This is a genomic window from Pseudomonas sp. EA_15y_Pfl1_P101 (assembly GCF_963970835.1).
GTDB classification, from domain to species: Bacteria; Pseudomonadota; Gammaproteobacteria; order Pseudomonadales; family Pseudomonadaceae; genus Aquipseudomonas; species Aquipseudomonas tritici.
Map to the genome: position 1 here is coordinate 36,612 of NZ_CAXAPA010000017.1, position 11,858 is coordinate 48,469.

11 protein-coding genes are annotated in these 11,858 nt (G+C 58.7%); 5 read left to right on the top strand and 6 right to left on the bottom strand.

Annotated features, from left to right (window positions below; genetic code table 11):
• Positions 1-116 precede the first annotated feature (116 nt).
• On the bottom strand, positions 117-1,355 hold the full coding sequence (locus tag AACY36_RS23435) for an MFS transporter (RefSeq protein WP_339419082.1): 1,239 nt from the start codon (positions 1,353-1,355) through the stop codon (positions 117-119).
• Positions 1,356-1,510: 155 nt separating this feature from the next.
• Here AACY36_RS23435 and AACY36_RS23440 point away from each other — a divergent pair, with 155 nt between their 5' ends.
• Positions 1,511-2,323 (top strand): class I SAM-dependent methyltransferase, encoded by an 813-nt coding sequence (locus AACY36_RS23440; RefSeq protein ID WP_339497624.1) that lies wholly within the window; start codon positions 1,511-1,513, stop codon positions 2,321-2,323.
• 137 nt (positions 2,324-2,460) lie between these two features.
• On the opposite strand, the gene AACY36_RS23445 is transcribed toward AACY36_RS23440, so the two are convergent.
• Positions 2,461-2,847 carry a TIGR03067 domain-containing protein gene (locus AACY36_RS23445; protein ID WP_339419084.1) on the bottom strand — a complete coding sequence of 129 codons (387 nt, stop codon included), beginning with the start codon at positions 2,845-2,847 and terminating at the stop codon, positions 2,461-2,463.
• A 303-nt stretch (positions 2,848-3,150) separates the two neighbouring features.
• Between AACY36_RS23445 and AACY36_RS23450 the strand changes: the two genes are divergently transcribed.
• Both AACY36_RS23450 and lpxO read left to right on the top strand, forming a co-directional pair.
• On the top strand, positions 3,151-4,473 hold the full coding sequence (locus tag AACY36_RS23450; protein WP_339428236.1) for a Wzz/FepE/Etk N-terminal domain-containing protein: 1,323 nt from the start codon (positions 3,151-3,153) through the stop codon (positions 4,471-4,473).
• A gap of 253 nt (positions 4,474-4,726) precedes the next feature.
• Positions 4,727-5,626: a lipid A hydroxylase LpxO gene (lpxO, locus tag AACY36_RS23455; protein ID WP_339428237.1), complete on the top strand. Its 900-nt coding sequence runs from the start codon at positions 4,727-4,729 to the stop codon at positions 5,624-5,626.
• A gap of 19 nt (positions 5,627-5,645) precedes the next feature.
• On the opposite strand, the gene ligD is transcribed toward lpxO, so the two are convergent.
• Entirely contained in the window at positions 5,646-8,129 is a 2,484-nt protein-coding gene (ligD, locus tag AACY36_RS23460) for a DNA ligase D (protein WP_339439293.1), read from the bottom strand.
• Between the two features lie 3 nt (positions 8,130-8,132).
• On the bottom strand, positions 8,133-8,969 hold the full coding sequence (gene ku / locus AACY36_RS23465) for a non-homologous end joining protein Ku (RefSeq protein WP_339497626.1): 837 nt from the start codon (positions 8,967-8,969) through the stop codon (positions 8,133-8,135).
• Between the two features lie 184 nt (positions 8,970-9,153).
• Here ku and AACY36_RS23470 point away from each other — a divergent pair, with 184 nt between their 5' ends.
• Positions 9,154-9,468: a hypothetical protein gene (locus AACY36_RS23470; protein ID WP_339428240.1), complete on the top strand. Its 315-nt coding sequence runs from the start codon at positions 9,154-9,156 to the stop codon at positions 9,466-9,468.
• A 12-nt stretch (positions 9,469-9,480) separates the two neighbouring features.
• Entirely contained in the window at positions 9,481-10,638 is a 1,158-nt protein-coding gene (locus AACY36_RS23475; protein WP_339497628.1) for a PQQ-dependent sugar dehydrogenase, read from the top strand.
• A 96-nt stretch (positions 10,639-10,734) separates the two neighbouring features.
• Here AACY36_RS23475 and AACY36_RS23480 read toward each other — a convergent pair whose 3' ends face one another.
• Both AACY36_RS23480 and AACY36_RS23485 read right to left on the bottom strand, forming a co-directional pair.
• Positions 10,735-11,214, bottom strand: a complete 480-nt coding sequence (locus AACY36_RS23480; protein WP_339428241.1) for a nuclear transport factor 2 family protein — start codon at positions 11,212-11,214, stop codon at positions 10,735-10,737.
• 53 nt (positions 11,215-11,267) lie between these two features.
• A complete protein-coding gene (locus AACY36_RS23485; RefSeq protein WP_339419124.1) occupies positions 11,268-11,831 on the bottom strand; it encodes a TetR/AcrR family transcriptional regulator in 564 nt (187 codons plus the stop codon).
• Positions 11,832-11,858: the final 27 nt, after the last annotated feature.

Here is an 11,858-nt window from a genome sequence, read left to right on the forward strand (position 1 = left end):
GCGTGTCGGCAGGAGCCTTCAGGCATGCGTCAACAGCGACATCAAGGCGCGAAACCCGGTCGCTGAGCAGAAAATTTTGGATGTGTGTTGGAATTTGGCGCGTATTGTCGCATATGTCAGGCGACAGTTGTATGTCGAGCGAAGGATGGTTTCATCAACGTCTCCGGCATCGCCAGCCATAAGAGCGCCAGGGCCAGCGCTGCAACGCCGGCGAGTGTCAGGAACGCCGCGTTGTAGCCCGCTTGTTGCACCACGAAACCGGCCAGGCTGCTGCTCAGCGCCGCTCCCAGGCCGAACACGGTGGTGAGGGTGCCCAGGCTGACGTTGAAGCGGCCGGTGCCCTGGGTCAGGTCCTTGACGATCACCGGGAACAAAGCGCCGAAAATCCCTGCGCCGATGCCGTCGAGCATTTGCACCGCCACCAGCCAGTAAGGATCGCTGGACAGCGTGTAGAGCACACCGCGCAGCGGCAGGATCATGAAACCGGCCATCAGCAAGGGTTTGCGCCCCCAGATGTCGGCCTTGAGCCCGACCAGCCAGGCCATCGGCACCATCACCAATTGCGCGGCGACAATGCAGGCCGACGTCAGCGGCGTGGCCATTTGCAGGTTTATCTGTGAGAGCTTTTGGCTGACCAGCGGCAGCATGGCGGCATTGGCCAAGTGGAACAGGGCGCAACAGATGGCGAATAACAAAAGCGGGCGGTTCGCCAGCAATGCCTTGAGGCCGGAAGGTTGTTCATGATCGGTGTGATGCTCAGGATCGAAGCCGCGGGCAACGTCGTGGTCGATCGCTGCTGCCGACACGCAGCTCACGGCCAAAACACTGGCGACTGCCATAAACGCCATCAGGTAAAACACCACCACAGGACCAAACAGGTAGGCTAGGCCACCAGCCAGCAATGCGGCCACGGCGTTGCCGGCGTGGTTGAAGGTTTCGTTGCGCCCTGTACGACGGGTGAAGGCGCGTGGCCCGGTAATGCCCAGGGAAATCGCGCTGATCGCCGGCGCGAACACCGACGCTGCAACAGCACTGGCGGCCTGGGTCAGCGCTACCAGGCCGAAAGAACTGACGAAAGGCAGCAGCACGCAACTGAGGGTCACTACGATGGCGGCCAGCGCAATCACCGCGCGCTTGCTGCGGGTGCGATCAATCAGCGCACCCGCCGGGCCCTGGGTGAGCAGCGCGGCGATACCTGCCAGGGTCATGACCACGCCGATACTGGCCGGGTCCCATTTATGCACGGCCAGCAGGTAGATAGCGAGGTAGGGGCCAAGGCCATCGCGGACGTCCGCCAGGAAGAAATTCAGGCTGTCCAGAGACAAGGCGTTACGCAGGTCAGACTGTGTGGCCATGGCTAGATCTTCGGAGGCGGCGTTCAAGGGCTGAGCGCTCATTGCGTTGATGACCCCCGGGCTTTGCGATAAGTTTCGCACGCTGCTCGGGGTTTTAATCCATGGGCACTTGGCTTATTTTCTGAGTCCCGCAGTACTGATTATCTGGAGATGCAATGGACATGCCCTCAGCGCAACAGGCGATTGCAAGCAACAAGGACGCCTGGGACCAATCTGCCAACCTGCATAAAACCAACGACACCTGGAACGCGTTGCTCAACAGCGTGGGTGACGCCGGTTTTTCTTGCCTGGACCCCACCCTTACCGGCTTGCTGCAAGACATCGGCGTAGCCGGCAAGGATGTGGTGCAACTGTGCTGCAACAACGGTCGTGAAACCTTGTCGTTGTTTGGCCTGGGCGCGAGCTCGGCGGTAGGCGTGGATCAATCACGGGCGTTTCTGCAGCAGGCCCGTGAACTGGCCAGTGTTTCGCCGCACAACCCCGAGTTCATCGAAAGCGATATCCATCACCTACCGCAGGATTTGCACCAACGCTTCGATATCGCCTTGGTGACTATCGGCGTGCTGGGTTGGATGCCGGATGTGGCGCTGTTCATGCGCCACGTCGCCAGCGCCTTGAAACCTGGCGGCACGCTGGTGATGTATGAAACCCATCCGTTCCTGGAGGTGTTTGATCCTCGGGCGCAAAACCCCTTCTTGCCAGCCAGCTCTTACTTCCAGCGCGAGCCCTTTGTGCTGCAGGAGTCAATTGTCTATGAAGGCCAGGGCGAAGTTGCCGGGCCAACGTCCTACTGGTACGTGCACACGTTGGGTGAGGTAGTAAATGCTGCGATCTGCGCGCAGTTACAGATCAGCGACCTGCAGGAATATGCCCACTCCAATCGCGAAGAGCTTTACGACAGATACGAACACCAGCCTGCGCAATTGCCGATGTGCTTTACCTTGACCGCCACCAAGTGTCCCGACTGAGACGACTTTTTCCAGTCAAAAAAAAGCCCGCGAGGAGAGGCGGGCCAAGGGATGCACTGGAGTAGGTAGGCATCACCCTATAGCTGCGAAAGTGAAGGCTTTGTGAAAATACTGTCGCAAGTTCGGATGGCGCGCGATCAGCCGCGACGTACGAAGGTGCGCATGGTTTGACCTGGGCCAGTACTGAACGCGAGCGGCCTGGGCATGTTTTCCTCGGCTGCAATAAACACGAACTCATCCTCTTCCAGGCGATAACTGGCGGGCAAGTGTTTGCCTGCGTCATCCCCAATGGCGTCGACCCAGGTAATGCTCTTGGGAACGGTGCTGCTGTCCAGGGAAAACCGGCCAGCCAGCAATACCTCGCCGCTGACGGTCTTCACTTCGAACCGGTCGCCGGTGATAGAGGTGATTGCACCCGGGGCGCTGTGGGCATCGACTGGGTTGAGCACGCCACTGTCTTCGAGGGAAGTTTGCTCCCAGGTACCTTGCAGGGCTTGGATATCCGGGTCTGGAAGGGATGACATAAAAATTCCTTTATGGCTGAAGGTTCATTGCGGCATCACGTATAAAATTTATTTTTTTTTACGTTGAGAGTCCTTTTATTACAAACAATTAGTGCTATTTTGAATAATCTAGGTAACGTTTTGTAACGGCCTCTTGGTGCTCTGATTATCAGGTGGAATGAAACCGTGCCATTAAAATGAAAGGCTTGTTGGTTAGTCGGGTGCTCCTTCTACCGGAGGTCGCGCGCGGGGAACGTTTCCTCTGGTTATTCAGTCGTTGCTCTAGTGCTTGCTCTAAACGTTGGAATCAATTGATCAGGGTGTATGAACTTGAGTAAGGCTCTTCAACAGCATCAACCTTTACCTTCAGATGAAATTGATCTTTTTGAACTGTTCGGTGCCATCTGGAAGCAAAAAAAGCTGGTCGTGGGTTGTACGCTCCTGGCCGGCCTTTTGGGAGTAGGTTACGCGTATCTTGCGCCCAAGGTTTACGAGGTCAGCAGCGTGCTACGGCCTGCGGCGATCAATGAACTGGACGCCCTTAATCGCTCCGAGGTCTACAAGCTGCCGCCGGCCGAGGCGCTGACCAAAGTTGCCGCGCAGTTGGACTCTTATGAAACCCGACTGAGCTTCTTCAGGGCCAACCCCGAACTGTTCAAGGCGTTCCAGCAGCCTGGGCGTAGCCTGGAACAAAGTTTTGAGGCCTTCAACAACAACGCCGTTCAACTGACGATCCCGGACCTCAAGAACTCCGACTCGCCCAATAATTACGTGCGTCTGGAAATGCAATATCCCAGTGGCGTTGATGGGGCGGCAATTCTCAATGGGTTCGTGACCTACGCCATCGCGCAGCAGCGCGACCAAGTGGGAGCCGACCTCAAGGTCATCGTCAATAATCGCCTCAACGAACTTAAAGGCAAGATCAACGCGGCGCGCGCCAACTATGAAACGGACAAGTCGCTGCAAATCGCTAAATTGCTGGAGGCGGACAAAGTCGAGCGCGCTCAATTGCAGGACGAACTCAGTGCCTTGCGCCTGCAGATGCAAGCGCAACGCACCAGTCGCTTGGCCGAACTGGCCGAAGCCATCTCGATAGCCAAGTCGATCGGCATCAAATTACCCACTACGCCCTCTGCAATGGGGGCTGAGGCGCAGCGTGGCTCCAGCCAGGTGATGCGTACCGAAGTGACCAACCAGAAGATCCCGTTGTACTTCATGGGCACCGAGGCGCTGGAAGCTGAGCGGGCCGCGTTGGCGCGGCGTACCAATGATGACTTCACCAATACTCGCGTTGCCGAAATTGGCAAGGAGTTGCGCATGCTTGAGGTCAATCGCAAAGTGGAAGTACTCAGCAGTCGCCAGACTGAAGACATGTTCTTGCAAGACGTGGAACGCCTCCGAACCGAGGAGGCTAGGTTGCGTGGTCTGAATATCGACATGAGTGGGTTGAAACTGGTGACTGTCGATCGGCAGGCCCTGGAACCCTTGGACCCAATCAAACCAAAAAAGGCCTTGATCATCGCTTTGAGCCTGGTGGCAGGACTGATGCTCGGGATATTAGTGGCGTTGATTCGGCACTTCATCCGGGCGCAGCGGAAAATCGGGCCTCTTTCCGTGTCCGATGACCCTCTGTTGCCACGTCGATAGAGCGAGCTGAACCCATCGTGGGCTTGCCTTGCAACAAGCCCGCTGAACACATTCACAAGACAGCTTTTCACAATTCCTGTTTAACTTTTGGTTACAACTTGTGGCTAAATAACGGCAAAGGGCTACCGGTCGGATTGTCACTTTGCCGGTCGTGCCGATTGTGTGAATTGTGATTTCAGGTATTGCTATCCAACCTCGGCCGTAGTGGGCACGCAGGAGCAGCCTGTTTTCTTCTGACGTGTGACGAATCCCCGTGAAACTCATCATTGTTATGCTTTACGTTGCCTCGATTGCATATGTACACCTGCGCGGTCGGGTGCGGCATAAGCTAGGCCGCCAACTCAGTGATCATTCGACCTTCCTGGCACCGATCAACTGCTTTCTCTACCTTTTCTCTAAACTGCCCAGCCGACCTTATCTGTCGCCCGGCGATTTCCCGGACTTGAGCCCGCTGCAGGCGCACTGGCAAGAAATTCGCCAGGAAGGCCTGGCCCTGATGCGCGCCGGGGAGATCAAGTGCTCGGACCAGTACAACGACGTAGGTTTCAATTCCTTCTTCAAATCCGGTTGGAAGCGCTTTTACTTGAAATGGTATGGCGACAGCCATCCTTCCGCGATGAAGCTCTGCCCGCGCACCACTGAGCTGGTCCAGGGCATTGGCTCGATCAAGGCCGCGATGTTCGCCGAACTGCCGCCAGGTTCCAGGCTGGTGCGTCACCGCGACCCGTATGCAGGCTCGTATCGCTATCACTTGGGCTTGGATACCCCGAATGACCCGGGCTGCTACATCAATGTGGATGGCGAAAACTACTACTGGCGTGACGGCGAGCCAGTGATGTTCGACGAGACTTACATCCACTACGCCGAAAACACCACGCAGCAGAACCGCATCATCCTGTTCTGCGATATCGAGCGTCCGATGAAATACCGCTGGGCCGCGGCGTTCAATCGCTGGTTCAGCCGTACCGTCATGGCCGCTGCGGGCTCGCCTAACGATGCCGGTGACCAGACCGGTGGGCTCAACCGCGCCTTCACGCGCCTGTATAAGATCCGTCTGCGCGGCAAAGCGCTGAAAAAGCGCAACCGCATGCGCTACTACCTGGAAAAGTGGGCGATCTTCGCTGGGTTGGCGTTGATCTTTGTACTGATCTGAGGGGCGCCCTGGGCGCTCTTCACTGCGGTGGATGGGCGCCCAGCTTATCCCACATCTTCTTGCTGATTTTCTGGCGATTGGCATACCCGGCCCAGGGATCAACCTTCAACGCCTTTAAACGCTCATGCACGTTGGCGACCGTCCACTGCTGGGCACCGCGCAAGCCCTTCAATTCCTTACGACTGACCGGCACCGATACCGGCAATCCCGGGCGGGCGCGCACGGAGTAGGCCGCCACGGTACTGGCGCCTCGAGCATTGCGCAGGTAGTCGATAAAGATCTTGCCGACACGGTTTTTGGGCCCTGACGTTGCGGTAAAACGCTCCGGCAATTGCGCGGTCATGAACTGGGCAATCGCCTTGGCGAATGCCTTGACGGTGTCCCAATGGTCGCGCCGCGCCAGTGGCACGACCAGGTGCAGGCCCTTGCCACCGCTGGTCTTGACGAACGCCTGCAGCCCCAATTCGTCAAGCACCGACAGCGTGAGCTGCGCCGCTTCCAACATGGCTTTCCAAGGCAGTGCCGGGTCCGGGTCGAGATCGAGCACAAACAGGTCCGGGGTTTCGAGCTTGTCGGTGGTACCGCCCCAGGTGTGGAATTCCACGGTGCCCATTTGCACGGCACCGATCAATGCAGCGGCGCTGTCGATTTCCATCAGGCGTGAATGGCCAGGGTCGAGCGCCTGATCCAGTTGCTTGATGTCAGGCATGGCGAGCCGCTCGGAATGCTTCTGGAAGAACTGCTCGCCTTCAATGCCTTCGGGCGCTCTCAGCAGCGAAACCGGACGGTGACGCAGGAAGGGCAGAATCCATTGGCTGATGCTGTCGTAGAACTGCGCCAACTGCTGTTTTTGCGTACCGCTTTGCTTATCGATTACGCGGTCGGGATGGGTGATGTTCACGTTGCCGCTGGGTTTTTTCGCGGTTTTCATGGATTTGGCCGCGCGCGGTTGCTCATGAATGATCTGCGCAGCGGGCTTGTCGGTACGCATGCCGACAAACGCTGCCTGGCGAACCACGCCTTCTCGGGTCCATTCGGCAAATTGCACCTCGCCAACCAGCGTCGGCCGCACCCAATGCACACCGCGGGCCTGGGCGCTGGTCAGCGGTTTTTCCAAGGGTGACGTGCTGCACTCCAGCGGCGTAAGTTGCGCGTAGATCGACTTCAGCGACGCCTGATCAAAGCCTGTGCCCACACGCCCGGCGTACACCAGCCCGGAATCATCATTCACCGCCAGCAACAGCGCCCCGAAACCACTGCGTGAGCCCTGCGGCCGGGTGTAGCCGACAATCACGAACTCCTGGCGCAAGCGGCATTTGAGCTTGATCCAATCGGCACTGCGACTCGACGCGTAGGGGCTGCCGAGGCGTTTACCGATTACGCCTTCCAGGGCCAAGTCGCAAGCGCTTTCAAAGATGTCACGAGGGTGCGCAGTGAACGCCTCAGAGAAGCGCAGCAACTTGCTACGGCTACCGGCCAACGCGGCCTTGAGGGCCGCGCGGCGATCCTCGACAGGCGCTTCGCGTTGGTCCTGGCCGTTGAGGAACGGCGCATCGAACAGGTAGTAGACAATGTCCAGGCTGCGCCCGATATCAAACGCGTTTTGCAGCGCCTGGAAGTCCGGCACGCCGTCGCCGTTGAGACTGACCACCTCGCCGTCGAGCCAGCTGTCCTTGAGTTTCAGCGCTTGCAGGGCCTTGGCCTGACGGGGCAGGCGTTCGGTCCAGTCATGGCCGTTGCGGGTGAACAGGCGTACCTCGCCGTCACGAATGCGCGCGAGCATGCGGTAACCGTCGAACTTGATTTCGTAATGCCAGTCGCCTTCTGGCGCGCGGTCCACCAGCGTGGCCAATTGCGGGGCGAATTGCTCGGGGAGGGTGACTGCAGTTTTTCGCGGCTTGGGCTTGGGCTTGGGCTTGGCTTTAGCGTTGGGTTTGCCGACCGAGGCGTTGCTGAGCACGCTATTCGGTTGGGCCTGGACAATATCGTAGTCATCGGCAGGGCGTGCCTGTGGGTCCTTTTCCTTGATCAGCAGCCATTGTTGTTTATCGCCGCTGCCCTTCAGGCGCGTGCGCACCAGGGTCCAGTCGCCTGAGAGTTTCTCGCCGACCAAGGTGAATTTGAGTTTGCCGGCGGCGTAAGCCTTGCGCGGGTCGTCATGCGGTTGCCACACGCCGCGGTCCCACACGATAACGTCGCCTGCGCCGTACTGACCCGCCGGAATATTGCCTTCGAAGCTGCCATAGCCGAGGGGGTGATCTTCAACGTGGACGGCCAGGCGTTTCTGGCTGGGGTCCAGGCTCGGGCCTTTGGGCACCGCCCAACTGAGCAACACGCCATCAAGCTCCAGGCGGAAGTCGTAGTGCAGGTTGCGCGCGTCATGTTTCTGGACCACGAACGACAGCGCTGAGGCCTTCCTTTTACCGGCGGGCGCACTCCCTTGTGGTTCGGCGGTAATCCCGAAGTCGCGTTTGCGGTTGTAGTCGCTGAGGGGCTTTGGCATGACTTATGAGGCCTTGGTGGATTTTTTCACGGCGGGCTTCTTTGCCGGCTTGCCGGCCAGGCTGCGCTTGAGCAATTGCGTCAGGTCAATCACATCGGCTGACTTACGCTCCTCACCGTCCGCGCTGCTTTCGACGTCCTCGATCTTGCCGGCCTTGGCCTTCTTGGCCACCAGCGCCATGATTTTCTCTTGGAAGCTGTCGCGGTAGTCATCCGGTTGCCAGTCGGCGCTCATGTCTTCTACCAGGCGCTTGGCCATTTCCAACTCACCTTTGGCCAACGTGGGCTTGGTCACGTCGCTGCCCAGTTCAAGATCGTCCAGGCTGCGCACCTCAGCGGGCCAGCGCAACATCACCAGTATCAGGGCCGAATCCAGGGGCATCAATGCGGCCAAGTGCTGCTTGGTGTGCAGCACCACATTGGCCAGGGCGACTTTACTGGTTTTTTTAAGAGTCTCCCTGAGCAACGCATACACCTTGCCGCCGCGTTTGTCCGGGGCGAGAAAGTAGGGGGGGGTGTCGATGTTCTGCAACGGAATCTGGTCGCTGGCAACAAACGCCATGATTTCAATGGTCTGGGTCGACTTGGGGTGGGCCGAGCGGATTTCTTCTTCGCTGAGCACCACGTACCGGCCTTTCTCGAACGCGACGCCTTTGACGATGTTCGCCTTCGTGACTTCCTTGCCAGTGGTCTTGTTGATGCGCTTGTAGCCCACCGGGTCCATGCTGCGTTTGTCGAGCCAGTCAAAGTCAACGCCCTGTGATGACGTGGCCGAGACCAGTGACACCGGTATATGCACCAGGCCAAAGCTGATGGCGCCTTTCCAGATTGCCCGTGGCATATGTGCGATTCCTTACATAGAGGCTGTGTTCAGGTGACTCGGACCCTGTGGGAAAAGTTTCCACGGACAGATGCACGGACAGATCGTGTTACACCTGATGAGAAACTATTTAGTGTCGAAAGCCGAACCTGAGGCGTAGCGTGTTATCGAAAGCACGTACTCCTCGCCCCAGAGAGGCTTTGTCATGAACAGCTGTGTGCGTCACGTTGCAGCGCTGGTGTTGGGTTTGGCCCTTGTCCCTTTGGCCCATGCGCAAAACCTGCCCGGCAACAACAACTCCAACAACGGTCCGATTCACCGGGCCAACCCCAACAGCATGCAGGGCACACAGCCCAATGCGCCGGCCATTCGCGGTATTCAGACTGGGCCGACCACACGTTCGCCGACCTTGGAGAACGGCGGCATCGGCAACCGCTATCCCCAGCGCGATGCCGCCCCGAGCCGCCCGGCCACCGAAACCAAAGCCCCCACTTATGACGCCAGCGGCAATCGCCGGTAAGGATCCAGCCTTATGTTTCTACGCAAAACCCTGCTAGCCGCCGTTTGTGCAACCACGCTGCTGCCGTTGACGGCGGCTGTCGCCGCCGAAGCCCAGCAGTTCCCCAGCGAACAAGGCAGTATCACCGCCACCCCGATTGCCAAAGGCCTGGACCACCCATGGGCGGTGGCCTTTCTGCCGGACAAGCAAGGCTTCCTGGTGACGGAACGTCCCGGCCACCTGCGCTTTGTCAGCCCGGACGGCAAGCTTTCCGCGCCACTGACGGGCGTGCCTGAAGTGTGGGCCAAAGGGCAGGGCGGTCTGCTGGACGTGGTGCTGTCACCGGATTTCAAACAGGACCGCATGGTCTACCTGTCTTACGCGGAAGGCGGCGGCGAGGGCGGCACGGCCGGCACTGCGGTGGGCCGTGGCCGGCTGGCGACAGATCTCAGTGGCTTGACCGACTTCAAAGTGATCCTGCGCCAGGAGCCTAAACTGTCCACCGGCAATCACTTCGGCTCGCGCTTGGCCTTCGACCGTGACGGCTACCTGTTCGTGACCCTTGGGGAAAACAACGATCGCCCGACGGCCCAGGACCTGGACAAGTTGCAAGGCAAGGTCGTGCGTATCTACCCGGACGGTCGCGTGCCGGATGACAACCCGTTTGTCGGCCAGCAAGGCGTACGCCCGGAGATATGGTCCTACGGCCAACGTAATCCTCAGGGCCTGGGGTTGAACCCGTGGAGCGGTACGATTTGGGAAAACGAACATGGGCCGCGCGGCGGCGATGAGATCAACATCATCGAACGGGGCAAGAATTACGGCTGGCCGTTGGCAACCCATGGCATCAATTATTCGCTGACACCCATACCCGAAGCCAAGGGCAAAACGGTGGAGGGCACGGTGCCGCCGCATCACGTCTGGGAGAAATCACCGGGTATCAGCGGGATGGCGTTTTACGATGCAGACCGCTTCAAAGCCTGGCAGCACAACGTATTTATCGGCGCGCTGGTCAGCCAGGAGTTGATCCGGTTGCAGTTCGATGGCGACAAGGTCGTTCACGAGGAGCGTTTGCTGGGCGGCTTGAAAGCGCGGATCCGCGATGTGCGGCAGGGGCCCGATGGCTTTTTGTACGTGCTGACGGATGAGAAGGATGGCGTGCTGTATCGGATTGGGCTGAATCAGGACTGAGGTAGACCGACACTTCCCTGTGCGAGCTGGCTTGCCTGCGATGCAGGCACCTCGGTGTATCAGGTGCACCAAGGCAGGCAAGCCAGCTCCAAAGGGTTACAAGCCCAGGTCGGACAGCCCCGGGTGATCATCCGGGCGCCGGCCCAGCGGCCAGTGGAGCTTGCGTTCGCTTTCCTTGATCGGCAGGTCGTTGATGCAGGCAAAACGATTGGCCATCAGGCCATTCTCATCGAATTCCCAGTTCTCGTTGCCATAGGAGCGGAACCAGTTACCCGAATCGTCGTGCCACTCATAGGCATAGCGCACCGCGATGCGGTTATCGGTGAACGCCCACAGCTCCTTGATCAGCCGATAATCCAGCTCCTTGGCCCACTTACGGGTCAGAAAAACTTTGGCTTCTTCGCGGTTATGCGCGAATTCGGTACGGTTGCGCCACTGCGTGTCCAGGGTGTAGGCCAAGGACACCCGCTGCGGGTCGCGCGAATTCCAGCCGTCCTCGGCCAAGCGCACTTTTTCGATGGCCGACGCGCGGGTAAACGGCGGCAAGGGCGGACGTGTTTCTGCAATCGATGACATCGTGTAATTCCTCAAGCAATAGGGTTTATCGAGCGTTGCGCCTGCCTGTGCATTCAAAGTCCCAATAACGTTCGCGCCATGCCTTGCGCATGATCGGCTGCTGTTGAATCGCCCATCACCAGGGCAACGGTAATGGCGCCATCGATCAGGATCAGCAGTTGCGCGGCCTGCCGTTCGGGCGCAGGGGTACCCTGTGCCTGACACAGTTCAAGTGCATACTCGAACAGTTTTTGTTTATGCGCCTTGGCCAGCAGACGCACTGGATCTTGCGGGTCGCCGGTTTCGCCACTGGTATTGATAAAGGCGCAGCCACGGAAATCTGCAGTACCGAACCAGGCCTTGAGCGCGCTAAACAGCGCAAGCAGGCGCTCACCTGTGCCTTCGCTGCGTTCCACCTCATCGCGCAGCCACTGCATCCAACGCTCATCGCGGCGCTGCAGAGCGGCAATCACCAGTTCGTCTTTATTGGCGAAGTAGCGGTAAATGCTTTTTCTCGAGACACCGGCGGTTTTCACCAGAAAGTCCATGCCAGTGGCGGCGATGCCATGGCGGTAGATCAGCTTTTCGGTGACGTCGAGGATAATATCGCGGGTTTCATTACTGGCTATGTCGTTCATGTCACAAAAAGTAGAACGATCGTTCTT